Raw genomic sequence first — 23,082 nt, 5'->3', positions numbered from 1 at the left:
GGTCGCGTGGGGTTGTCGGCAGCGCGGTCACTTCCCTGCGTCGGCGTACGGCGGTTGGGTGGGTTGTCGGCAGCGCGGTCGCTTCCCTGCGTCGGCGTTACGGCGGTCGGGTGGAATGTCGGCGCGGTGGTCACTTCCCTGCGTCGGCGTACGGCGGCGCGGTGGGTTGTCGGCGCCGCGGTCGCTTTCGATGTCGGCTGCCGGTCTTCAGACGGCCTGGACCAGGCACGCTGCCGTCGCCTTGCGCTGCCCCGTGGTTTGTCAGCGCCGCAACGTCGTTTCAGCCCGCTCGGTCCCGAACGCACCCGCGCCGGCCGTCCGCGTCCTCGTCTCGGCCCGCTCGACCCGAAACGTGCGCGCGTCGTTCAGGACACGGTGAGTGCCACCCCGACGACGGCGCACATCACGCCCACGAGCTGCACCCGGCGCAGCCGTTCATGCAGGAACCCCCGCGCGAGCAGCAAGGTCATCACCGGATAGAGCGATCCCAACACGCTCACCACGCCGACCGCTCCACTGGTCGAGGCGATCCCGAAGAGCGCGTTGGCGCTCAGATCCGCGCTGCCGGACAGCATCGTCAGGGGGATCAGGCGTCTGCTCAGGTGCGGGCCGGGGATGCCGCCCGGGCGGGTGCGCCACACCGTGAGCAGCAGCCCGAGCGCCACGATGCTCGTCACCCGCATCGCCCACAGACCACCGAGCACGCTGGTGGCGCTCGCCTGGTGCAGCAGGTAGAGCGCCAGTCCGAATCCAACGGCCGCGACCACGGCGAGTCCCAGCGGTCGACGGGAGACCTCGCCCGACAGCTCGGGCCCCGAGGCCAGGGCCGCGCCGGCGAGCGCCAGCGCCATCCCGGCACCGGTCAGCAGACCGATGTGCTCGCCGCCGAGGACACCCAGGACCACCGGCACGATCGCGCCGAGCGCTGCGATCGGCGAGACGACTCCCATCGTCCCGGAGGACAGCGCGGCGTAGAACGCGCAGAGCCCGACGCATCCGCACAGCCCGGCGAAGGCGCCGTACACCGGCCAGAGGCCGCTCTGCGGAGCGTGGCCCGAGCTCACCGCGACCGCCATCGCGACGCACGTGATGATCAGCCCGCCCACCTGCGACGCGAAGACCACCTGCACCGCGTGCGCACGGCGGGTGAACAGACCGCCGGCGAAGTCGGAGCTGCCCCACACCAGGCTGGACAGCAGAGCCAGCAGGTAGGTCACCGGCGACCGAACGCGTCCCGGTGTTCGCGCGAGACGGCGCGGTCGGCGTACGACATCGTCCCCTGCTCTGCGAATTCTCCTGCGGCCCGGACCATCTCGCCGTACGCCGCCCACGCGAGGGCGCCGCCCAGCGACACCCGGCGCACGCCCCACCCCCGCAACGACGACACGTGCGGTCCACCAGGCAGCTGCAGGACGTTGACCGGTGCCCCGATGCCGACCACGGCGCGCACCTGCTCCTCCGAGGTGATGCCGGGCGCGTAGAGGACGTCGCCACCGGCATCCCGGTACGCCGTCAGCCGGGTGACGGTGTCGTGCAGATCGCCCGCGTCGTAGAGGAAGTTCTCGCACCTGACCGTCAGCAGCATCCCGTGCTCGTGCGCGACGGTCGCCGCAGCGCGCACCCTGGTCGTCGCGTCGTCCAGGGGCAGCACGCGGCCGGCGGACTGGTCGTAGTCCTCGAGGGACACACCGGCGGCACCCGCCTGCGCGAGCAGCTCGACGCTGCGCTCCACTCCGCCCGGATCCCGCGGGAAGAGATCCTCGGCATCGACCTGCACCGGCACGTCGACGGCAGCACAGACCGCGGTGACGTGCTCGACGAGCACCTCACGCGTCACCTGCTGGTCGTCCAGACCGAGGGTTGCCGCGAGCCCGGAGCTGGTGGTGGCCAGCGCCGGGAAGCCGAGCGGGCCGGCGAGCAGCACGGCCGACCCGACGTCGTACGGATTGGGGATGAGGAACGTCCCGCCCCGGTGCAGATCGGCGTAGCGACGGCGCAGGTCCTCGGTGGTGACGGTGCTCATCGCAGCATCGTGCCAGCCCACGGCCGCGCGGTGCCTGCAGGTTTGCGTCGGCGCTGACGGTTTGCGTTGGCGGCCAGCGCTGCAGTCCTGGCCGCGGACGCAAACCGTGCACATCCCCGATGCCGACCCAGACCCACCTGGCCGACTGCCACCGTGCGGCATGACGCGGCGGAACGGCGCGTCGAACGGGATTCGAGCGAATGTACGACCTACGCTGCACGAGTGGGTACCCGAAACCTTGGCGGTGACGCCGCGGCGGATTTCCAGCGCGCGACACGCGAGGTGGAGGCCGTCGGCCTGCGCCCCGAGGTGCGTCTGACCGAGGTCCCCGCGCCGACCCGCATCGCGCCGTACGCCGTGGCGCTGACGGCAGAGGTCGTGTCCAGCACCGAGGACGACGACGAACTGGCCAGTGGCCGGTTCGTGCTGCTGCACGACCCGTCCGAACCCGAGGCGTGGGGCGGCGCGTGGCGCGTGGTGAGCTTCGCGCGCGCCGAGCTGGAACCGGAGATGGCGACCGACCCGATGCTCGGGGACGTCGGGTGGAGCTGGCTGACCGACAGCCTGCAGTCCTGTGACGCGCACGCCGTGGCCGAGGCCGGGACGGTGACCCGTGTGGTGTCGCAGGGCTACGGCGGGCTGGTCGACAACGGCACGAGCGTGGAGATGGAGGTCCGCGCATCGTGGACCCCGGTCGCGCCCGGCGGTGTCGGCCTGGGCGCGCACTTCGAGGCCTGGGGCACACTGCTGTGCACGATCGCCGGTCTGCCGCCGCTGCCGGAGGGCGTGGTCGCGCTGCCGGGCCAGCGTCGATGACACCCACCGGAGACGAGGCGCCCGTCGAGACCGAGAGCGCGGCGGAGCAGGACGCTCCGTCGTACCCGATGCTGGACAGTCCTGCCGACGGCGTTCCCGACGTCATCGTCGACGAGCGGGCCCTGACCGCCGCGGCGGACGCCATCGCAGCAGGTCACGGACCCGTCGCCCTGGACGCCGAGCGCGCCTCGGGATTCCGCTACGGCAACCGTGCCTACCTGGTGCAGCTGCGCCGCGAAGGCGCCGGGCTCTTCCTCATCGACCCGATCGCGTGCCCCGACCTGTCGCCCGTCAACGACGCCATCGGGGACGCCGAGTGGGTGCTGCACGCGGCCACCCAGGACCTGGCCTGCCTGGCCGAAGTCGGCCTGCGCCCCCGGGCCCTCTTCGACACCGAGCTGGGCGGTCGCATCGCCGGGCTCAAACGCGTCGGGCTCGCAGCCGTCATCGAGCACTACCTGGGAGTGACTCTCGCCAAGGAGCATTCGGCGGCCGACTGGTCCACCCGCCCGCTGCCCGAGCCCTGGCTGCGCTACGCCGCGCTCGACGTCGAGGTGCTGACCCAGGTGCGTGACCTGATGTACGCCGACCTAGAAGCCAGCGGCAAGCTCGACTGGGCCCTGCAGGATTTCGAGGCGCTGCTGTCGTTCACCGGGCCGCCGGTGCGCACCGACCCGTGGCGCCGCACCTCCGGTATGCACAAGATCCGCGAACGCCGCGCCCTCGCTCGCGTGCGCGAGCTGTGGCAGACGCGCGATGCCCTCGCTCGCGACAAGGACATCGCACCGGGCCGGTTGCTGCCGGATGCCCTCATCGTCGCGATGGCCACGACCCCGCCGACCTCGGCCGAGGAGCTGAGCGCCCTGGGCGCCGCGCCGCCCGCCCCCGGCGCTCCCCCACGCAGGTCCCGCAAGCCGCATCACGGATTGCTGCGCTACCAGCGCGACTGGCTGGCGGCACTGCAGCGCGTGCGCGTCATGTCCGAGCGCGCGCTGCCTCCCGCCTCGGTGCGCGGCGACGGTCCGCCGCCCGTGCGGGCGTGGGCCGACCGCAACCCCGTGGCCGCCGCCCGCCTGTCCCAGGTGCGCGACCGACTCGGCACCTTCGGTGAGGAGCACAGCGTCCCTCTGGAGAACCTCGTCACACCCGAGAGCCTGCGCCGCCTGATCTGGAACGCCTCGAAAGTGTGGGACGAGAGCATGATTCGCGAGCAGCTGGCGTCGTACGGCGCCCGCCCCTGGCAGGTCGACGCCGTGACGCCGCTGGTCGTGCAGGCCGTCGAGGATCACCCGGCTACTGACGAGTAACCATCCGGTCTAGAGTGGCGGAGTTCGACCAACCCACCACTGCAATCCTCTGGAGGCGCCGTGCCCCGCACGCTGTCAGAGGTCGTTTTCGTCGACGGCGTGCGTACGCCGTTCGGCAAGGCCGGCGAGAAGGGCATCTACGCCCAGACCCGCGCCGACGACCTGGTCATCAAATGCATCCGTGAGCTGCTGCGCCGTCAGCCGCAGCTGCCGCCGGAGAAGGTCGAGGAGGTCGCCATCGCGGCGACCACCCAGATCGGCGACCAGGGTCTGACCCTGGGCCGCATCGCCTCGCTGCTCGCCGGTCTGCCGAAGACCACGCCCGGCTACTCCGTGGACCGGATGTGCGCCGGCGCGATGACCGCCGTCACCAATGTCGCCTCGAGTATCGCGTTCGGTGCATACGACATCGCCGTCGCCGGCGGTGTGGAGCACATGGGACGCCACCCGATGGGTGAGGGCGTCGACCCCAACCCCCGCATCGTCGCCGAGAAGCTCGTCGACCCGAGCGCGCTGGTGATGGGCTCGACCGCGGAGAACCTGCACGACCGCTACCCCGAGGTCACCAAGGAGCGCTGCGACGCGTTCGCCGTCGGAAGCCAGACCAAGCTCGCCGCGGCGTACGACGACGGCAAGATCCAGCCCGACCTGGTCGACGTCGCCACCCGGCACGCAGAGCTCGGCTGGGGTCTCGCGACCGCCGACGAGCCGCCGCGCCCCGGCACCACGTTGGAGAGCCTCGCGAGCCTGAAGACTCCGTTCCGCCCGCACGGTCACGTCACCGCCGGCAACGCCGCGGGCCTGAACGACGGCGCCACCGCGTGTCTGCTCGCCTCCGAGCAGGCGGCTGCGGACCTCGGTCTGCCGGCCGCGATGCGGATGGTCAACTACTCCTTCGTCGGCGTGGAGCCGGAGGTGATGGGCATCGGTCCCGTCCCGGCCACCGAGAAGGCCCTGAAGAACGCCGGTCTCTCGATCGAGGACATCGGCCTCTTCGAGCTGAACGAGGCTTTCGCCGTGCAGGTGCTGACCTTCCTGGACCACTTCGGCATCGCGGACGACGACCCGCGGGTCAACCCGTGGGGCGGCGCCATCGCCGTCGGCCACCCGCTGGCCTCCTCCGGCGTGCGCCTGATGACCCAGCTCGCGCGCCAGTTCGCCGAGCACCCCGAGGTGCGCTACGGCCTCACCGCCATGTGCATCGGCATCGGCATGGGTGGCGCGGTGATCTGGGAGAACCCGCACCACGCCGACTACGTCCCGAGCATCCAGACCACCACGGACGGAGCCGCCTGATGACGACGACCACTCAGGACCAGACGCAGCAGCTCACCCAGCCCGACGAGGTCGTCACCCACGCGCACGTGCGTGACCTCCAACTGCCCGGCGGTGCAGGCACATTCGCGCTGATCACCCTCGACAACGGCTTCGACCACACCAAGCCCAGCAGCTTCGGCGCGCAGGGCCTGCGCGAACTGAGCGAGGCCCTCGACACGCTGCACGCGCGCGCCGAGGCCGGCGAGATCGTCGGCGCCGGCGTCACCGGCAAGCCGTTCATCTTCGCCGTCGGTGCCGACCTGACCGGGGTCCCGTCGATCACCACCCGGGAGCAGGCGTACGAGATCGCCCGCCTCGGGCATGCGACGTTCCAGAAGCTGTCGGACCTGCCCGTGCCGACCTTCGGCTTCATCAACGGCGCCTCGATGGGTGGCGGTGTCGAGTTGCCGCTCTACGCCGACTACCGCACGATCTCCGCGGACGTTCCGGCGTACGCCACGCCGGAGTGCTTCCTCGGGCTCGTGCCCGGTTGGGGCGGCACGTACCTGCTGCCGCGGCTCATCGGGGTCCAGGACGCGCTCATGCTGATCGTGGCCAACCCCCTGGCCAACAACAAGATGATCGGCGGCAAGCAGGCGTTCGAGCTCGGTGTGGCCGACAGGCTGCTCGAGCCGGTGACCTTCCTGGAGGACTCGCTGGCCTTCGCCGCCGGTGTCATCGCCGGCACAGAACAGGTCGAACGCCGCGAGGTCGACCTGGACCAGACCGCGTGGGACGCCGCGATCGAGGCCGCCCGCGGCCAGGTCGAGGGTCGCACCGGTGGCGCCGCCCCGGCCCCGCTGCGGGCGCTGGAGCTCATCAGGGCCGCGCGTACGGCGGATCGCGCCACGGCGTTCGAGGCCGAGAACGACGCCCTGGCCGACCTGATCATGAGTGACGAACTGCGCGCCGGGCTCTACGCCTTCGATCTGGTGCAGAAGCGCGCCAAGCGCCCGGCGGGCGCCCCGGACAAGTCGCTGGCCCGCAAGATCACCAAGGTCGGCGTCGTCGGCGCCGGTCTGATGGCCAGCCAGATGGCGCTGCTCTTCGCCCGTCGCCTGCAGGTGCCGGTCGTCCTGACCGACCTGGACCAGGCGCGCGTGGACAAGGGCGTCTCCTACTGCACCGATGAGATCGACAAGCTGCTCGCCAAGAGCCGGGTCTCCCCCGACAAGGCCAACCACCTGAAGTCGCTGATCTCCGGGTCGGTCACCAAGGAGGCCTTCGCCGACGCCGACTTCGTCATCGAGGCCGTCTTCGAGGAGATGTCGGTCAAGAAGCAGGTCTTCGCCGAGGTCGAGGCCGTGGTCGGCGAGGAGTGCGTGCTCGCCACGAACACCTCGTCGCTGTCGATCACCGAGATGGCCGCGGAGTTGAAACACCCCGAGCGCGTCGTGGGCTTCCACTTCTTCAACCCCGTCGCGATCATGCCGCTGCTGGAGATCATCCGTGGCGACGCGACCGACGACGCCACTCTCGCAACGGCGTTCGCCACGAGCAAGGGCCTGAAGAAGACCTCGATCCTGGTCAAGAACTCACCGTCGTTCGTGGTCAACCGGCTGCTCGGCCGCTTCATGGGCGAGTCGGGCGCGATCGTCGACGAGGGCACCCCGATCGAGGTGGTCGAGCGCGCGTTCGGCGGCCTCACGCCGATGCCGCCGTTCATGCTCATCAGCCTGGTCGGACCGGCCATCGCCCTGCACAACAGCGAGACCCTGGCCGGCGCGTTCCCCGACCGGTTCAAGGCATCGCCCAACCTGGCCAGGGTCGTCGAGGCGAGGATCACCAGCTTCTACGGCGCGGACGGCACGATCGACCCGGCGGTGCTCGACCTGTTCGAGGCCCCCGCCGATCCGACCGTCCTGACCGAGCAGGAGGTTCGCGACCGCGCGCTGTCAGCGCTGGGCGACGAGGTGCGCCGGATGCTCGACGAGGGCGTCGTGGCAGCAGCGCAGGACATCGACCTCGCGATGATCACCGGCGCCGGCTTCCCGTTCTGGAACGGCGGGGTCACGCCCCTGCTCGACCGGACCGGGATCTCGCAGAAGGTCACCGGCGAGCGGTTCCTCGCCCCCGGCGTGGCCAGCGTCCCGGCGTAGCCCGCTGCCGTTACCGTCGGGAGTACGGGTGTGCGCTTCACGTGGCGCACCCGTACTCTCGATGAGGCACTTGCTCCACCCCCGATCCTGCTGAACGCCGCCGACCCGCGACACGCCGGTCGGCGGCGTTCGTCGTTATCTCATATATGAGATACGCTCGCCGCATGACGGATGACTACCTGGACCGCGTCGGCACCCTCATTCGCGACGCCCGCCGCCAGCGCAAGCTGACCCAGTCCGAGCTCGCCGAATCCCTGCAGACCTCCCAGAGCGCGGTCGCCCGCATCGAACAGGGCAAGCAGAACCTCAGCCTGGAGATGGTCGCCCGGATCGGCGAGGCCCTCGACACCGAGGTCGTGCAGGTCGCCACCAACACCCCCCTCAACCTGCGCATCAAGGGCGGTCACAAGCTCTCCGGTGAGATCGACGTGCGCACCAGCAAGAACGCCGCCGTCGCCTGCCTGTGCGCCTCGCTGCTGAACAAGGGCAAGACCACGCTGCGCAACCTCGCGCGCATCGAGGAGGTCAACCGGATCACCGAGGTGCTGAACTCCATCGGGGTCAAGACCCGGTGGCTGCCCGACTCCAGCGACCTGGAGATCACCCCGCCGGCCCGCCTCGACCTGGATGCGATGGACGAGGCCGCGGCGCAGCGCACCCGCACGATCCTGATGTTCCTCGGCCCGCTGCTGCACGAGTTCGACGACTTCAAGCTGCCGAACGCCGGTGGCTGCGACCTCGGCGCCCGCACCGTGGAGCCGCACATGCACGCGCTGTCGGCGTTCGGTCTGCAGGTGGAGGCCAGCCACGGCTACTACGTCGCGACCGTCAACCGCGAGGTCGCCGCTGGAGCGACGATCATCCTCACCGAACGCGGCGACACCGTCACCGAGAATGCGCTCTTCGCCGCGGCGCGCTTCGACGGCACCACCACCATCCGCAACGCCAGCCCCAACTACATGGTGCAGGACCTGTGCTTCTTCCTGGAGAAGCTCGGGGTGCGCATCGACGGCATCGGCACCACGACGTTGATCGTGCACGGCCGCCCGCACATCGACCAGGACGTGGAGTACCACCCGTCCGAGGACCCGATCGAGGCCATGTCGCTGCTCGCGGCCGCCGTCGTCACCACCTCGGAGATCACCATCAAGCGGGTGCCGATCGAGTTCATGGAGATCGAGCTGACCCTGCTGGCCAGCATGGGGATGAAGTACGACCTGTCGCCGGAGTACACCTCCGCCAACGGCCGCACCCGCCTCGCCGACCTGCGCACCATTCCCGGCCCGCTGGTCGCGCCGAAGGACAAGATCCACCCGATGCCCTTCCCGGGCCTCAACATCGACAATCTGCCGTTCTTCGCTGCGATCGCCGCGGTCGCTGAGGGACAGACGATGATCCACGACTGGGTCTACGAGAACCGCGCCATCTACCTCACCGAGCTCACGCCGCTCGGCGCGAAGGTGCACCTGATGGACCCGCACCGGGTGCTCATCGAGGGCCCGACCCGCTGGCGCGCCGCCGAGGTCATGTGCCCGCCCGCGCTGCGGCCGAGCATGGTCGTGCTGCTGGCGATGCTGGCCGCGCCGGGTGAGTCGGTGCTGCGCAACGTCTACGTCATCAACCGTGGCTACGAGGACATCTACACCCGGCTGAACGCGCTCGGCGCTGACATCCAGTCCTTCCGCGACATCTGATCCGTGCCGCGCGGTTGTCAGCGGATTCACGGCGCCGATGCCACGAATCCGCTGACAACCGAGTGCATCACCGGGCGGATGAGACCAACGTGAGGGGACGCGCCGACGTGACGCCGCGTACGCCGTACCTGGACTGGCCGGGCCCCATCGCCATGGCCCACCGGGGGTTCTCCCGCGACGGCTTGGAGAACTCGATGGCGGCGTTCCGCGCCGCCGTCGACCTGGGGTACGCGTACGTCGAGACCGACGTGCACGCGACCGCCGACGGGGTGCTCGTGGCCTTCCACGACAGCTCGCTCGACCGGGTCGCCGGGCGTAGCGGCGCGATCGTGAACCTGCCGTGGCGCGAGGTCGAGACGGCTCGGATCGGCGGGGTGGAGCCGATCCCCCGGTTCGACGAGCTGCTCGAGACGTGGCCGCAGCTACGTCTGAACATCGACTGCAAGTCCGACGCTGCTGTCGCACCGCTCGCGGACGCGATCGAGCGGCACCGCGCGTGGGACCGGGTGTGCGTCGCGTCGTTCTCCGACCGACGACGGCGATCGGTCCTCGCGCGGCTGACCCGTCCGGTGGCCACCACTGCCAGCCCCGTGCTCGTCGGGGTTGCCCTGGCATTCGGACGGACACCCCTGGCGCGTACGCCGATCGGAGCCGTCGACTGCCTGCAGATCCCCGAGCACACCCGCAAGCTGCCGGTGCTGACCCGCACGCTCATCCGCCAGGCACACAGGGCCGGCGCCCAGGTGCACGTGTGGACCGTCGACGAGCCGGCGGCGATGCACCGCCTGCTCGACCTCGGCGTCGACGGGCTGATGACCGACCGCGCCGACCTGCTGCGCGAGGTGCTCATCACACGCGGTCAGTGGCACGAGGTCTGAGCGCCGTCCCTCGAGTGTCCGCGGTTCCGTGCGGACGTATGCGCGATGGTGCGGACACTCGCCTACGCCGGTAGCGGATCTGCTGTCAGCAGCGTGACCTGACAGCGAATGCGCAGCGGTGGCAACGTCGTTCGCATGAGTGACGACGAGACACCCACGGTCAATCCTCTGGACGCCGACTTGGAACGACGGCTGCTGCAACGGCGCACGCTGCTGCTCGGCGCCGCGCTGGAGGAGGCGAACGGCAATCGGCTCTGCAACGCGCTGCTGCTGCTGGCCGCCGAGGACGCGCACGCCGACATCCGGCTGCTCATCAACTCCCCCGGCGGCTCCGTCTCGGCCATGCTCGCCATCCGCGACTGCATGCGGGTCATCCCGAACGACGTGAGCACGGTGGCGCTCGGCGCCGCGTACAGCGCAGGACAGTTCCTGCTGAGCTCGGGCACCAAGGGCAAGCGGTACGCGCTGCCTCACGCCCAGGTGCTGCTGCACCAGGGCTCGGCCGGCTTCGGCGGCACGGCGATGGACATCGCGATCCAGGCCGGACAGCTGCGGCACACCCGCGACACGGTCCTGGCGCTGGTCGCGCAGGACACCGGCCAGGACGTCGAGACCGTCGAGCGCGACTCGCAGCGCGACCGCTTCTTCACGGCGCAGGAAGCCCTCGACTACGGCTTCATCGACGCGATCGTGGAGTCGATGGACCAGGTCGGGCCCATCGCCTCCCGCACCGCCGGACTGGGGGCGACGCGATGAGCTCCTACACGGTGCCCTACGTCACGACCCGCAGCGAACGCGGCGGTGACCGCACGGTCGACGTGTTCAGCCGGCTGCTCGCCGACCGGGTGGTCTATCTGGGCACGGCGATCGACGACGGCGTCTCCAACGTGCTGATCGCGCAGTTGCTGCACCTGGAATCGGACAACCCGGACCAGCCGATCAACTTCTACATCAACTCCCCCGGCGGATCGATCTCGGCGATGCTCGCGATCTACGACGCCATGCAGTACGTCCGCGCGCGGGTCGAGACGACCTGCGTGGGTCAGGCCGTCTCCACGGCGGCCGTGCTGCTCGCCGGTGGCGCACCCGGATACCGGCAGATGCTGCCGCACGGTCGGGTGGTGCTGCATGCGCCGGCAGCCGAGGGACGTGGGGCGATCCCGGACCTGATCCTGGAGGCCGAGGAGGTCGACCGCGTGCGGACGCTCCTGGAGGAGCTGCTGGCGCAGCACACCGAGCACACGCCCGAGCAGGTCCGGCGCGACACCGAGCGGGATCTAGTGCTGACCGCCGACGCGGCCCGCGCGTACGGCGTGGTCGACACCGTCATCGCCTCACGGAAGGCGTGAGTGGCGGGGCATGCTCAGGCGGCCAGACGAAGCTCCGCCTGCCGGGACGTCGAGCTCGGTGCGCCCGAGCCAGCGGCCAGCTGGTCGCGCACGCGCGAGGTCAGGTCGAGCAGCGTCAGGTCGAGTGCTCCGCCGATGGCCGCCAACATCTCCGACGACGGCTCCTTGCGACCCCGCTCGACCTCCGAGAGGTACTGCGGGGAGACCCCTGCGCGGCGGGCCACGTCCGCCAGCCGCTCGGCGCGGGCGGTCCGCTCCCGTCGCAGCTGCTGTCCCAGCAGCTGGCGCCACAGCGGCTCACCCCGGCGCGCCGCACGTCGTACGCGCGCGTCGTCCGGTGACGGGAAGGGCACCACACCTCGCATACGGCGAGACTAGGCCGCGGCGCCGGTGCGGTGGACGGATTCTGCTGCGAGCAGACAGCCCGTCTCGGTTCCAGGCCGACCTCGCAGCCTCGGTAGGCTCGCAACCATGGTGTCCGCACTGACGATTCGAGAGTCCGGTCCGAACGACTGGCGTGCGGCGGGCGAGCTGCGATGGGCGTGGGACATCGAGGACGGCGACGCCCCGGCGTACGAGCACGACGAGTTCGTCCGCACCTTCGCCGACTGGATCGGCGCGCAGCAGGCGACCCACACGTGCTGGGTGGCGCAGGAGGGTGAAGCCATCGTCGGCATGGCGTTCCTGGTGCGCACACCCCGGCCGCCGCGACCATCGACCGGTGACCGCTGGGTGGCCGAGATCCAGTCGGTGTACGTACCGGCGAGCCACCGGGGGCGCGGGATCGGCTCACAGCTGGTCGACACCCTGATCGAGCGGGCGCGCACCGCCGGCTCGGACCGCGTCATCGTGCACTCCCGGCCGAAGTCGGTGCAGGTCTACCACCGCGCCGGTTTCGCGACCACCCCCTGCTCATGGAGCGCACGCCGTGAGGAAGCGGCCGCACCCTGACGGCGTTCGCGTCGGTTGACGGCGTTCGAACGCCGTCAACCGTGCGAAACACCGTCAGAGTGGCCGTGTGCCGGTCGGTCAGGCAACCATCCCGTGCGGGTCGATCACGTACTTCTTCGCCGCGCCCTTGTCGAAATCGGCGTAGCCCGTGGGTGCCTCGTCCAGGCTGATCTTCGTCGCGTTGACCGCCTTGGCGATCTGCGCCTTGTCGCGCAGGATCAGGTTCATCAGCTGGCGGTTGTACTGCTTGACCGGGCACTGACCGGTCATGAACGAGTGCGACTTGGCCCAACCGAGACCGAGCCGGACGCCGAGGGTGCCTTCCTTGGCGTTGTCGTCGGCCGCGCCCGGGTCGCCCGTGACGTAGAGCCCAGGGATGCCGATACCGGCGCCCGCACGCGCGATGGTCATGCAGTCGTTCAACACCGTCGCGGGAGCCTCGTCGGCGTCCGCCCCGTGCCCGCGTGCCTCGAAGCCGACAGCGTCGACCGCGGCGTCGACCTCGCGCTCGCCCACCACCTGTTCGATGAGGTCCACCAACTCGTCGCCGCCGGAGAGGTCGACCGTCTCGCATCCGAAACTCCTGGCCTGAGCGAGGCGTTCGGCGTTCATGTCTCCGACCACGACGACAGCCGCTCCGAGCAGCTGCGCGGCGTGCGCGGCGGCCAGACCGACCGGGCCTGCGCCCGCGACGTACACCGTCGACCCGGTCGTGACGCCCGCGGTATACGCGCCGTGGTAGCCCGTCGGGAAGATGTCCGACAGCATCGTCAGGTCCAGGATCTTCTCCATCGCCTCCTCGCGATTGGGGAACGGGAGCAGGTTGAAGTCGGCGTACGGCACCATCACGTACTCCGCCTGGCCGCCGATCCATCCGCCCATGTCGACGTATCCGTACGCTGCACCTGCACGTGCGGGGTTGACGTTGAGACAGATACCCGTCTTGCCCTCGTTGCACATCCGACACCGGCCGCACGCGATGTTGAACGGCACCGAGCAGATGTCGCCCTTCTTGACGAAGAGCACGTCGTCACCGACGTCGACCACCTCGCCGGTGATCTCGTGGCCCAGGGTCTGCCCCACGGGCGCGGTCGTCCGGCCGCGCACCATGTGCTGGTCGCTCCCGCAGATGTTGGTGGTCACGAGCCGCAGGATGGCGGCGTGCGGCGCGTCCTTCTTCAGCTTCAACCCCGACACCACGTCGTCCGGCAGCGTGAGCGAGGGATAGTCGATCTCCTCGACGGCGACTTCGCCCGGACCCTTGTAGACGACGACTCTGTTGCTTGCCATGATCGCGACCTTCCTGCTCGGACGTCACACACATGTGACCTCGGTCATACCAACGTAGCGATCCGGCCTGTGCGGCGTATATGGACCGAGCAGCATCGAGGGGCCGCCGTGGGCGATCGCCGGCTCCGAGGGAACGCGCGGGCAGGCGCCTAGGGGTCAGTGCGCGATGCGCCCGATCAGGTCCGTCGCGATGACGTCGGAGGTCAGGCCGATCTGCTCCAACACCTGCCCGCGCGAAGCATGGTCGAGGAACCGCTTGGGGATGCCGAACGGGTGCACTGGTGCCTCACAGCCCGCCGCGCGCAGCCGCGCGGTCACCGCCATACCGACGCCGTTCGTCGCCAGATTATCCTCGATGACGACCACATGGCGGGCCGACCTCGCCAGCTCGACCAACTCGTCGGCCACCGGAAGCACCCAGCGCGGATCGACGACCAATGTCGAGATCCCTTGTGCCGCAAGCTTCTCGGCCACGCCCAGTGCCGTGGCGCACATGGCGCCGACGCCGACGAGCAGGACATCAGGTGCCGCAGGTCCGTCGTGCAGGACGTCGAGCGGACCGACCGAGCGCACCGCCGTCAGCGGTTCTGCGACATCCCCCTTGGGGAAGCGGATGACGGTCGGCGCATCGGACACGTCGAGGGCCTCGCGCAGCTGCAGCTTCACCTGCTCGCCGTCGCGCGGCGCGGCGAGCCGCAGCCCGGGCACGATCGAGGAGATCGCCATGTCCCACATGCCGTTGTGCGACGGTCCGTCCGAGCCGGTGACGCCCGCCCGGTCGAGCACGAAGGTGACGCCCTGGCGGTGCAGCGCGCAGTCCATCAGCAACTGGTCGAAGGCCCGGTTGAGGAAGGTGGCGTAGACCGCGACGACCGGGTGCAGACCGGCGTACGCGAGACCGGAGGCCATCGTGACGGCGTGCTGCTCGGCGATGCCCACGTCGAAGACGCGGTCGGGGTACGCCGCGGCGAACTTGTCCAGACCGACGGGGATGAGCATGGCCGCGGTGATCGCGACGACGTCGGCGCGTTCGGCACCGACGCGCACCATCTCGTCGCTGAACTCATCGGTCCAGATCCGGCCGGACACCTCGAAGGGCAGCCCGGTCTCGGGGTTGAACTTGCCGATGCCGTGCCACTGGTCGGCCTCGTCGTCCATCGCCGGCTGGTAGCCGCGGCCCTTCTGGGTGATCACGTGCACGATGCACGGTCCGCCGAAGTCCTTGGCGCGACGCAGGGCCATCTCCACGGCCTGCTCGTCATGGCCGTCGATCGGACCGACGTACTTGATGCCGAGGTCCTCGAACATCCCCTGCTGCGGGGCGACGATGTCCTTGATGCCCTTCTTGACGCCGTGCAGCGTCTCGTACATGGCCTGCCCGACGACCGGGGTCTGCTGCAGGGTCGACTTGCCCCAGTCCAGCACCCGCTCGTAGCCACGCGTGGTCCGCAGAGTCGCCAGGTGGGCGGCCAGCCCGCCGATGGTGGGCGCGTAGGACCGCTCGTTGTCGTTGACGACGATGACCAGCGGCAGGTCCTTGCTGACGGCGATGTTGTTGAGCGCCTCCCAGGCCATCCCGCCGGTGAGGGCGCCGTCGCCGATGACCGCCACGGTGTGGCGGTCGCCCTGGCCCTGCAGCACCCGGGCGTGGGCGATGCCCTCGGCCCAGGACAACGACGTCGACGCGTGTGAGTTCTCGACCACGTCGTGCTCGGACTCGGCGCGGCTCGGGTAACCCGACAGACCGCCCTGCTTCTTCAGCGCGGAGAAGTCGTGCCGGCCGGTGAGCAGCTTGTGGACGTAGGACTGGTGCCCGGTGTCGAAGACCAGCGTGTCCCGCGGTGAGTCGAAGACCCGGTGCAGCGCGATCGTCAGCTCGACGACGCCCAGGTTGGGGCCGAGGTGTCCGCCGGTCTTGGACACCGACTCCACCAGGAAGGTGCGGATCTCGGCAGCCAATGCGTCGAGCTGCTCAGCAGGGATCGCGCGCACGTCACCCGGCTCGTTGATGCCATCGAGCAAACCCACGTAGAAAAATCCCTTCCGGCCACGGTCCAACGCCCGAGTCTATGCGCTGGGGTACGACGCCACGGACCCCGAGTCGCTGGGCGCGTTAGGGGCCCGGCCGGCTGAGACGGATCGCTCAGTGCAGAACGGTGATCAGCGGCGCGTAGAGCTCCATGGCCGCCAGCGCGTTCTCGTGCGCTTCCTGGGTCGACCCGGCGCACGCGTCCGCTCGGATCGTCACCTCGAGGCCGGCATCGGCCATCGGCAGGGCCGTCGACAGCACACAGCAGTCCGTGGACACGCCGCACAGCTGCACCGACCGCGCGTCGCCGAGCTCGACACGCAGCGGATCGCCCCACTTGCCGAATGTCGTGGCGTCGACGGTCGGCCGGCCGGCGAACTGCGGGATCAGCTGGTACTGCGGGTGATCCGGCCCGGTGAGCGCGAACGGCCACTGCTCGAAGTACGCCGCCCACGCGCCGGCCGGCTCGCGCGGAGCGACGTAGCGGGTGAAGACGACGCGGTCGGCATACTCCTGCACAGCCGCCTCGATGGTGGGCAGTGCCTGAGCGAACATGGGCGACGCCCATGGGCCGCCCGGGTCGGCGAAGACGTGTTGGGCGTCGATCACGACCAGCACGTCAGAGGGCACTCGCGGCCTTCGCGGTGGAGGTCGGGTCGACGCGCTCCTGGCGCCGGACCGTGCTCGAAGTCAGGGCGACGGCACCCACGAAACCGACGACGATGGCGACGAGCACGCCCAATCCGGCGTACGCCCAGGTGCCCTCCTTGCCGCCGAGGTGCAGCGGGTCCAGCAGATAGCCCTGCCACGTCAGCCACGACACCTTGGCCGAGGTGACGACCAGCCCCCACCCCAGCACCGACCCGATCACCATCAGCACCAACGGGATCGGGGCGAACGAACCGTAGCGGCCACGGGCGTCGTAGAGCTCGGCATCGGCGTACGCGCGCCTCCGCAGCACCAGGTCGCCGAGGAAGACACCGCACCACGCGGCGATCGGCACGCCCACCGTGACCAGGAAGCCCTGGAAGTTGGCCACGAAGCTGCTGGAGGTGAAGAAGACGACGTAGATCCCGCCGAGCGTCATGATCGTGCCGTCGATCAGCGCGGCGACGAAGCGCGGCGCGCGCAGCCCGAGACTGAGCAGTGACAGTCCCGAGGAGTAGATGTCGAGCACGGCACCGGACATCAGGCCCAGGATCGCCACGATCGCGAACGGCACCAGGTACCACGTGGGCAGTGCGGACGTGAGCGCGCCGATCGGGTCGCTACCGATGGCGGTGGAGAGCTTGGGATCGGACGCGGCCAGCAGGATGCCGAAGACCACGAGCACCACCGGGCCGAGCGCGCCGCCGAACGTGGTCCAGAAGATGACGCCGCGGCTGGGGGTCGAACGCGGCAGGTAGCGGCTGTAGTCGGCCGCGCAGTTGACCCACCCCAAGCCGAGCGCGGTCAGCACCAGGATCGTCGCGCCGAGCACCTGTGGCACTCCCCCGGCTTTCATGGTGCTCACCGTGTGCCAGTGCACGCGGTGCACGGTCAGGGCGATGTAACCGATGGTGAGGACGGCGGTCGCCATGGTGATGACGGTCTGCAGCCGCATGATGAGCGCGAAGCCGAAGACCCCCGCGACGACCGTGATCGCCGCCACCACCAGCAGGACGATCAGCTTGGTGGCGGTGCCGTGGGCCCACCCGAGTCGCGCGAAGACCGTCGAGATGCCGAGGGTGGCGAGCACCACCAGCACCGTCTCCCACCCGACGGTGAGGATCCAGGAGATCGCCGACGGCACGCGATTCCCGTTGAGCCCGAACGCCGCTCGCGACAGCACCAGGGTCGGCGCCGACCCGCGCTTGCCCGCGACGGAGACGAACCCGCACAGCAGGAAGGAGCCGATGGTGCCGACCACCGCGGCGCCGAGCGCCTGCCAGATGTTGAGTCCGAAGCCGATCACGAACGCGCCGTACGCGATCGCGAGCACCGAGATGTTGGAGGCGAACCAGGGCCAGAAGAGCGACGCCGGCCGCCCGTGCCGCTCGGACTCCTCGATCACGTTGAGGCCGTTGGCCTCCACCCCGCCCGGGGCGCGCACCTCTGGTGCCTGCGTCGTCGCCATGGCGATCACGCTAGGCCAGCCGCCGCCGCGCGGCGGGACATCCGGCATTCGATCTTGGATCCACTCTTGACAACGTACAACCATTTGGTTGTACGTTGTGCTCATGACCGATCCCGAGGACGCCGCGGACGCGATGTTCCGCGCACTCGCCGACCGGACGCGTCGCGACATCCTGCGCCGCATCCTCGCCGGCGAGCACTCGGTGTCGACGCTGGCGGAGCACTACCCGATGAGTTTCGCGGCCGTGCAGAAGCACGTCGCCGTCCTCGAACGGGCAGGGCTGCTCGTCAAGCGCCGCCACGGACGCGAACAGCTCGCGAGCGGAGACGTCGAAGCGATCCGTTCGGTCGCGTCGATGCTCGGTCAGCTCGAGCAGATCTGGCGCGGCCGGATCTCCCGGATCGACGAACTGCTCAGCACCGACAAGACCGGAACGACCGACATCACGAACAACCCGACACCAGAGGAGAAGTGACATGCCCGTCACCGATGTCAACACCCAGGCCGAGGCCCGCACGCTGACCATCACCGCCGAGTTCGCGGCGCCCGTCGGGCGTGTCTGGGAGGTGTACGCCGACCCACGCCAGCTCGAGCGCGTGTGGGGGCCGCCGACCTACCCGGCCACCGTCGTGGACCACTCGCTCATCAAGGGCGGCCGGGTGCACTACTACATGACCAGCCCCGAGGGCGAGAAGTACCCCGGATGGTGGCACGTGACCTCTGTGGACGCCCCGCACGGCTTCAAGTTCGAGGACGGTTTCGCCAGGAACGCCGACGACTTCGCCCCCGACGAGGCGATGCCGGTGTCGCAGAACGTCTACCGGTTCGAGGACATCGGCGGCAAGACGCGGGCGACCTACGTCAGCACGTACACGACCGCCGAGGGTCTGCAGAAGGTGCTCGACATGGGAGTGATCGAGGGCTCCTCCCAGGCGATCAACCAGATCGACGACCTGATCGCCTCCTGACCCGGACGCCGAACGACCCCTGCCGCGTGACGGCAGGGGTCGTTCGGTGTAAGCCGGTGTCTACGTCAGGCGCCGGCCTTCACCAGCGAGCGCAGCACGTACTGCAGGATGCCGTCGTTGCGGAAGTACTCCGCCTCCCCGGGGGTGTCGATGCGCACGACCGCGTCGAACTCCACGACCGCCCCGTCGCCCTTGGTCGCGGTCACGTGCACCGTCTTGGGCGTACGGCCCTCGTTCAGCGCCTCGACGCCGCTGATGTCGAAGGTCTCGGTGCCGTCCAGGCCGAGCGACTCGATGTCCTGCCCCTGCGGGAACTGCAGCGGGAGCACGCCCATCCCGATCAGGTTGGAGCGGTGGATGCGCTCGAACGACTCGGTGATGACGGCCTTGACGCCGAGCAGCCGGGTGCCCTTGGCCGCCCAGTCACGCGACGAGCCGGAGCCGTACTCCTTGCCGCCGAGCACGACCAGCGGCACGCCGGCCTCCTGGTAGGCCGCCGACGCGTCGAAGATCGTGGTCTGCTCGCCGCCGGCGAGGAAGTTGCGGGTGAAGCCGCCCTCCACGCCGTCCAGCAGCTGGTTGCGCAGCCGGATGTTGGCGAATGTGCCGCGCACCATGACCTCGTGGTTGCCGCGGCGCGAGCCGTAGGAGTTGAAGTCCTTGCGCTCGATGCCGTGCTCGGACAGGTACTTGCCCGCGGGGCTGTCGGCCTTGATCGAGCCGGCCGGGCTGATGTGGTCGGTGGTCACCGAGTCGCCCAGCTTCGCCAGGACGCGTGCGCCCTTGATGTCCGAGACGGGCTCGGGCTCGGCCGGCATGCCGTCGAAGTACGGCGGTTTGCGCACGTACGTCGAGTCGGCGTCCCAGGCGAACGTGTCGCCCTCGGGGGTCTGCAGGCTCTGCCAGCGCTCATCGCCGGCGAAGACGTCGGCGTAGTCCTTGACGAACAGCGCCCGGTCCATGGACGACGCGATGGTCTTCTCCACGTCGTCGGGGGCCGGCCAGATGTCCTTGAGGAAGACGTCGTTGCCGGCGGTGTCCTGCCCCAGAGGGTCGACCTCGAAGTCGAAGTTCATCGTGCCGGCGAGCGCGTAGGCGATGACCAGCGGCGGCGAGGCCAGGTAGTTCATCTTGACGTCCGGGTTGATCCGCCCCTCGAAGTTGCGGTTGCCGGACAGAACCGAGACCACGGTCAGGTCGTGCTCCTGCACGGCCTGGGAGATCTCCTCGTTGAGCGGGCCGGAGTTGCCGATGCACGTGGTGCACCCGTATCCGACGAGGTAGAAGCCGAGCTTCTCCAGGTAGGGCCACAGGCCGGCGTTCTCGTAGTACCCCGTGACGACCTGCGAACCGGGCGCCATCGAGGTCTTCACCCACGGCGGCACCGTGAGGCCCTTGTCGACGGCGTTCTTGGCGAGCAGCGCCGCGGCCATCATCACCGACGGGTTGGAGGTGTTGGTGCAGCTGGTGATCGAGGCGATGACGACCGAGCCGTCCTTCAACCCGTACGCCGGCCCCTCGGCCGGGGTGACCTGCTCCTCGCGCAGACCGCCCTCGACGCCGTAGTTCTTGACGTCGAGCGCGAACTGGGTCTTGGCGTCGGACACGACGATGCGGTCCTGCGGACGCTTCGGACCGGCGATGGAGGGGACGACCGTCGACAGGTCGAGCTGGAGGTATTCCGAGAAGCGCGGCTCGTTGGACGGGTCGTGCCACAGGCCCTGGGTCTTGGCGTATGACTCCACCAGCGCGATGTGCTCCTCGCTGCGGCCGGTGAGGTGCAGGTAGTCCAGCGTCACGTCGTCGATCGGGAAGATCGCGCAGGTGGAACCGAACTCCGGGCTCATGTTGCCGATGGTGGCGCGGTTGGCGAGGGGCACCTCGGCGACGCCGTCGCCGTAGAACTCCACGAACTTGCCGACCACTCCGTGCTCGCGCAGCATCTGGGTGATGGTGAGGACGACGTCGGTGGCGGTCGCGCCGGCCGGGATGGCACCGGTGAGGCGGAAGCCGACGACGCGCGGGATGAGCATCGAGACGGGCTGGCCGAGCATCGCGGCCTCGGCCTCGATGCCGCCGACACCCCAGCCGAGCACGCCCAGGCCGTTGACCATCGTGGTGTGGCTGTCGGTCCCGACGCAGCTGTCCGGGTAGGCGACGCCGTCGCGGGTCATGATGGATCGGGCCAGGTGCTCGATGTTGACCTGGTGCACGATGCCGGTGCCCGGGGGCACCACCTTGAAGTCGTCGAACGCGGTCTGGCCCCAGCGCAGGAACTGGTAGCGCTCCTTGTTGCGGCCGTACTCGATCTCCACGTTCCGCTCGAACGCGTCGGCGCGGCCGAAGACGTCGATGATGACCGAGTGGTCGATGACCATCTCGGCGGGTGCGAGCGGGTTGATCTTCTTGGCGTCGCCGCCGAGGTCGGCCACGGCCTCGCGCATGGTCGCCAGGTCGACCACGCAGGGCACGCCGGTGAAGTCCTGCATGATCACGCGGGCGGGGGTGAACTGGATCTCGGTGTCCGGATCCGCGTCGGCCTTCCAGCCGCCGAGCGCGCGGACGTGGTCGGCAGTGATGTTCGCGCCGTCCTCCGTGCGCAGCAGGCACTCCAGCAGCACCTTGAGGCTGAAGGGCAGGTCCGAGGATCCCTCGACCTTGTCCAGGCGATAGAACTCGTAGGAGTTCTCCCCCACCTTCAGGGTGTCCTTCGCATCGAAGCTGTTGCTGCTCACGCCGACTCCTTCGTCCTGTCCGTCGCGCCGTTCCGGCGGCATCGTATTTATCTTGACGTCAAGATAAGTCAAGCATATCCGCTGCGCCCCCGGCAGCAAAGGTCGACCTAACGCGCACCCCGCCTCCGTTGTCAGCGGATCAGGGGCGGCGGCGTCACAGAAACGCTGACAACCGGCGTCGTGCCGGTCAGCCCCGCTCAGCTGGAACGAGGATCGCGATGCACTCGACGTGGTGGGTCATCGGGAAGGCGTCGAACGCGCGCAGCGACGTCGGCGCGTAGCCCTCGTCCGCCGCGTACGCCAGGTCGCGGGCCAGCGCCGAGGGGTCACATGCCACGTAGGCGACGGTCCGCGGGCGCAGTCGGGTGATCTGCTGCACGACCTCGCGACCGGCGCCGGTGCGCGGCGGGTCCAGCACCACCAGATCGGCGGCGCCGCCCAGGTGCCGCTCGACGAGCGGCTCGGCACGACGTACGTCGGAGCGCTCGATCCGCGCCTGCGGCACCTCGCGCAGGGCGGCCTGCGCGTCGGACACAGCACGCTCGTCACCCTCGATGCCGAGGACAGCACCGCTCTGCCCCACCCGCTCGGCGAGGAACCTGGTGAAGAGCCCGACGCCGCAGTAGAGGTCGAGCACCCGCTCGCCCGGTCGCGGCGCGAGCTGCCGCAGCACCTCGTCCACGAAGGTCGGCGCCGCCCCGGGGTGCACCTGCCAGAAACCGCGCGCGGACACCTCGAAGTCCAGTGACGTCCCACCCGCGGTCACGCTCTCGAGCACACCCGGCACCTCGCCGCGGTGCGGCAGCAGCACTGCGGTCGCCGAGCCGTCGGACGACACGGCGACGTCCACGCCGGTGACCCCGGCCTCGAAGCGCTCGGTGAAGATCCCGGTCGCCCGCACCTGCGGCACGCTGATGACGCAGTCCTCGACGGGTACGACGTCGTGCGAGCGGTGCGCGCGGAATCCCGCCCGTCCGTCCGGCCCGCTCGCGAGCTCCACCCGGGTGCGCCAGCGCAGCCCGTCCTGGTCGCCGGCCACGGCCTCGACGTCGCCCGTCCAGTCGATGCCCGCCAACCGGCGCAGCTGCTCGGCGACCACCGCGGTCTTCAACTCTCGTCCGTACGCCACGCTCGTGTGCTGCCAGTCGCACCCTCCGCAGCGGCCCGGGCCGGACCAGGGACACGCCGGCGTGCGCCGTTCGGGTGAGGCATCGAGCACCTCGACCGCGTCGGCCCGCAGGAAGCGGGAGGTGCGGGTGCCGTCGGTGACGCGCGCGCGCACGCGCTCCCCCGGCAGCGTGTGCCGCACGAAGACGACGCGGCCCTCCGTACGCGCGACGCACGATCCGCCGTGCGCGACCGCCCCGATGTCCAGGACCAGCTCGGTGCCCACCATCGAGCCGGGCGCGGCGGGATCGCTGCCGGTCCGGCGTGCGGGGCGACGCGACCCGCCGCGCCGTTCGGGTCGTCCGCGGCGGGGTTCGCCGGAACGGGGGCGCTGGGGCACCGC

The 23,082-nt window shown here is 70.0% G+C and carries 20 protein-coding genes; 11 read left to right on the top strand and 9 right to left on the bottom strand.

Features of this window, described 5'->3' with window-relative positions; all coding sequences use genetic code 11:
* Positions 1 to 365: 365 nt before the first annotated feature.
* Positions 366 to 1,217, bottom strand: a complete 852-nt coding sequence (locus LVQ62_RS10895) for a DMT family transporter (RefSeq protein WP_233761562.1) — start codon at positions 1,215 to 1,217, stop codon at positions 366 to 368.
* Positions 1,214 to 2,023 (bottom strand): isocitrate lyase/phosphoenolpyruvate mutase family protein, encoded by an 810-nt coding sequence (locus LVQ62_RS10890; RefSeq protein WP_233761560.1) that lies wholly within the window; start codon positions 2,021 to 2,023, stop codon positions 1,214 to 1,216. Before LVQ62_RS10890 ends, LVQ62_RS10895 begins: the two co-directional genes overlap by 4 nt.
* Positions 2,024 to 2,245: 222 nt before the next feature.
* On the opposite strand from LVQ62_RS10890, the gene LVQ62_RS10885 reads away from it, so the two are divergent.
* From LVQ62_RS10885 to LVQ62_RS10850, 8 genes are all read left to right on the top strand, one after another.
* On the top strand, positions 2,246 to 2,839 hold the full coding sequence (locus LVQ62_RS10885; RefSeq protein WP_179481271.1) for a DUF3000 domain-containing protein: 594 nt from the start codon (positions 2,246 to 2,248) through the stop codon (positions 2,837 to 2,839).
* Positions 2,836 to 4,146 (top strand): HRDC domain-containing protein, encoded by a 1,311-nt coding sequence (locus tag LVQ62_RS10880; RefSeq protein WP_233761558.1) that lies wholly within the window; start codon positions 2,836 to 2,838, stop codon positions 4,144 to 4,146. Before LVQ62_RS10885 ends, LVQ62_RS10880 begins: the two co-directional genes overlap by 4 nt.
* 60 nt (positions 4,147 to 4,206) lie before the next feature.
* On the top strand, positions 4,207 to 5,442 hold the full coding sequence (locus LVQ62_RS10875) for a thiolase family protein (protein WP_179481276.1): 1,236 nt from the start codon (positions 4,207 to 4,209) through the stop codon (positions 5,440 to 5,442).
* The gene (locus LVQ62_RS10870) at positions 5,442 to 7,562 is read left to right on the top strand and encodes a 3-hydroxyacyl-CoA dehydrogenase NAD-binding domain-containing protein (RefSeq protein WP_233761556.1); all 2,121 of its coding nucleotides are present in this window, start codon (positions 5,442 to 5,444) and stop codon (positions 7,560 to 7,562) included. Before LVQ62_RS10875 ends, LVQ62_RS10870 begins: the two co-directional genes overlap by 1 nt.
* A gap of 164 nt (positions 7,563 to 7,726) precedes the next feature.
* Positions 7,727 to 9,256: a UDP-N-acetylglucosamine 1-carboxyvinyltransferase gene (locus LVQ62_RS10865; RefSeq protein ID WP_179481281.1), complete on the top strand. Its 1,530-nt coding sequence runs from the start codon at positions 7,727 to 7,729 to the stop codon at positions 9,254 to 9,256.
* 89 nt (positions 9,257 to 9,345) lie between these two features.
* Positions 9,346 to 10,134 carry a glycerophosphodiester phosphodiesterase gene (locus LVQ62_RS10860; protein WP_347813781.1) on the top strand — a complete coding sequence of 263 codons (789 nt, stop codon included), beginning with the start codon at positions 9,346 to 9,348 and terminating at the stop codon, positions 10,132 to 10,134.
* Between the two features lie 135 nt (positions 10,135 to 10,269).
* A complete protein-coding gene (locus LVQ62_RS10855; protein ID WP_233761554.1) occupies positions 10,270 to 10,890 on the top strand; it encodes a ClpP family protease in 621 nt (206 codons plus the stop codon).
* Positions 10,887 to 11,483 carry a ClpP family protease gene (locus tag LVQ62_RS10850; protein ID WP_179481286.1) on the top strand — a complete coding sequence of 199 codons (597 nt, stop codon included), beginning with the start codon at positions 10,887 to 10,889 and terminating at the stop codon, positions 11,481 to 11,483. The genes LVQ62_RS10855 and LVQ62_RS10850 overlap by 4 nt, the downstream gene beginning before the upstream one ends.
* Positions 11,484 to 11,497: 14 nt before the next feature.
* On the opposite strand, the gene LVQ62_RS10845 is transcribed toward LVQ62_RS10850, so the two are convergent.
* A complete protein-coding gene (locus tag LVQ62_RS10845; protein ID WP_233761552.1) occupies positions 11,498 to 11,848 on the bottom strand; it encodes a helix-turn-helix domain-containing protein in 351 nt (116 codons plus the stop codon).
* A 106-nt stretch (positions 11,849 to 11,954) separates the two neighbouring features.
* Here LVQ62_RS10845 and LVQ62_RS10840 point away from each other — a divergent pair, with 106 nt between their 5' ends.
* Positions 11,955 to 12,434 (top strand): GNAT family N-acetyltransferase, encoded by a 480-nt coding sequence (locus tag LVQ62_RS10840; protein ID WP_233761551.1) that lies wholly within the window; start codon positions 11,955 to 11,957, stop codon positions 12,432 to 12,434.
* A 78-nt stretch (positions 12,435 to 12,512) separates the two neighbouring features.
* On the opposite strand, the gene fdhA is transcribed toward LVQ62_RS10840, so the two are convergent.
* The 4 genes from fdhA to LVQ62_RS10820 all read right to left on the bottom strand — a co-directional run bounded on the left by fdhA (position 12,513) and on the right by LVQ62_RS10820 (position 17,869).
* Positions 12,513 to 13,724 (bottom strand): formaldehyde dehydrogenase, glutathione-independent, encoded by a 1,212-nt coding sequence (fdhA, locus tag LVQ62_RS10835; RefSeq protein WP_233761550.1) that lies wholly within the window; start codon positions 13,722 to 13,724, stop codon positions 12,513 to 12,515.
* A gap of 156 nt (positions 13,725 to 13,880) precedes the next feature.
* Positions 13,881 to 15,752, bottom strand: a complete 1,872-nt coding sequence (gene dxs / locus LVQ62_RS10830; RefSeq protein WP_233761549.1) for a 1-deoxy-D-xylulose-5-phosphate synthase — start codon at positions 15,750 to 15,752, stop codon at positions 13,881 to 13,883.
* 115 nt (positions 15,753 to 15,867) lie between these two features.
* A complete protein-coding gene (locus tag LVQ62_RS10825; RefSeq protein WP_233761548.1) occupies positions 15,868 to 16,383 on the bottom strand; it encodes a cysteine hydrolase family protein in 516 nt (171 codons plus the stop codon).
* Positions 16,373 to 17,869, bottom strand: coding sequence for a cytosine permease (locus tag LVQ62_RS10820; RefSeq protein ID WP_233761547.1), 1,497 nt, complete (start codon positions 17,867 to 17,869; stop codon positions 16,373 to 16,375). The genes LVQ62_RS10825 and LVQ62_RS10820 overlap by 11 nt, the downstream gene beginning before the upstream one ends.
* Before the next feature lie 103 nt (positions 17,870 to 17,972).
* Here LVQ62_RS10820 and LVQ62_RS10815 point away from each other — a divergent pair, with 103 nt between their 5' ends.
* Complete coding sequence (locus LVQ62_RS10815; protein WP_233761546.1) at positions 17,973 to 18,344, top strand: helix-turn-helix transcriptional regulator; 372 nt, start codon at positions 17,973 to 17,975, stop codon at positions 18,342 to 18,344.
* Position 18,345: 1 nt separating this feature from the next.
* Positions 18,346 to 18,837 (top strand): SRPBCC domain-containing protein, encoded by a 492-nt coding sequence (locus tag LVQ62_RS10810; protein WP_233761545.1) that lies wholly within the window; start codon positions 18,346 to 18,348, stop codon positions 18,835 to 18,837.
* 65 nt (positions 18,838 to 18,902) lie between these two features.
* Here LVQ62_RS10810 and acnA read toward each other — a convergent pair whose 3' ends face one another.
* Entirely contained in the window at positions 18,903 to 21,572 is a 2,670-nt protein-coding gene (gene acnA / locus LVQ62_RS10805) for an aconitate hydratase AcnA (RefSeq protein WP_370639605.1), read from the bottom strand.
* A 187-nt stretch (positions 21,573 to 21,759) separates the two neighbouring features.
* Positions 21,760 to 23,079 carry a class I SAM-dependent RNA methyltransferase gene (locus LVQ62_RS10800; RefSeq protein ID WP_233761541.1) on the bottom strand — a complete coding sequence of 440 codons (1,320 nt, stop codon included), beginning with the start codon at positions 23,077 to 23,079 and terminating at the stop codon, positions 21,760 to 21,762.
* Positions 23,080 to 23,082 lie beyond the last annotated feature (3 nt).

The organism is Allobranchiibius sp. GilTou73 (genome assembly GCF_021391335.1).
Taxonomy (GTDB): domain Bacteria; phylum Actinomycetota; class Actinomycetes; order Actinomycetales; family Dermatophilaceae; genus Allobranchiibius; species Allobranchiibius huperziae.
Note: the sequence above shows the minus strand (reverse complement) of the source record. Positions and strands in the feature narration are given on the sequence as shown.

Coding starts and splice junctions, on each gene's coding strand:
- LVQ62_RS10880 (WP_233761558.1), top strand. CDS start 2,836: ATGACACCCACCGGAGACGAGGCGCCCGTCGAGACCGAGAGCGCGGCG.
- LVQ62_RS10820 (WP_233761547.1), bottom strand. CDS start 17,869: ATGGCGACGACGCAGGCACCAGAGGTGCGCGCCCCGGGCGGGGTGGAG.
- LVQ62_RS10855 (WP_233761554.1), top strand. CDS start 10,270: ATGAGTGACGACGAGACACCCACGGTCAATCCTCTGGACGCCGACTTG.
- fdhA (WP_233761550.1), bottom strand. CDS start 13,724: ATGGCAAGCAACAGAGTCGTCGTCTACAAGGGTCCGGGCGAAGTCGCC.
- LVQ62_RS10845 (WP_233761552.1), bottom strand. CDS start 11,848: ATGCGAGGTGTGGTGCCCTTCCCGTCACCGGACGACGCGCGCGTACGA.
- LVQ62_RS10865 (WP_179481281.1), top strand. CDS start 7,727: ATGACGGATGACTACCTGGACCGCGTCGGCACCCTCATTCGCGACGCC.
- LVQ62_RS10870 (WP_233761556.1), top strand. CDS start 5,442: ATGACGACGACCACTCAGGACCAGACGCAGCAGCTCACCCAGCCCGAC.
- LVQ62_RS10840 (WP_233761551.1), top strand. CDS start 11,955: ATGGTGTCCGCACTGACGATTCGAGAGTCCGGTCCGAACGACTGGCGT.
- LVQ62_RS10810 (WP_233761545.1), top strand. CDS start 18,346: ATGCCCGTCACCGATGTCAACACCCAGGCCGAGGCCCGCACGCTGACC.
- LVQ62_RS10815 (WP_233761546.1), top strand. CDS start 17,973: ATGACCGATCCCGAGGACGCCGCGGACGCGATGTTCCGCGCACTCGCC.
- LVQ62_RS10850 (WP_179481286.1), top strand. CDS start 10,887: ATGAGCTCCTACACGGTGCCCTACGTCACGACCCGCAGCGAACGCGGC.
- LVQ62_RS10890 (WP_233761560.1), bottom strand. CDS start 2,023: ATGAGCACCGTCACCACCGAGGACCTGCGCCGTCGCTACGCCGATCTG.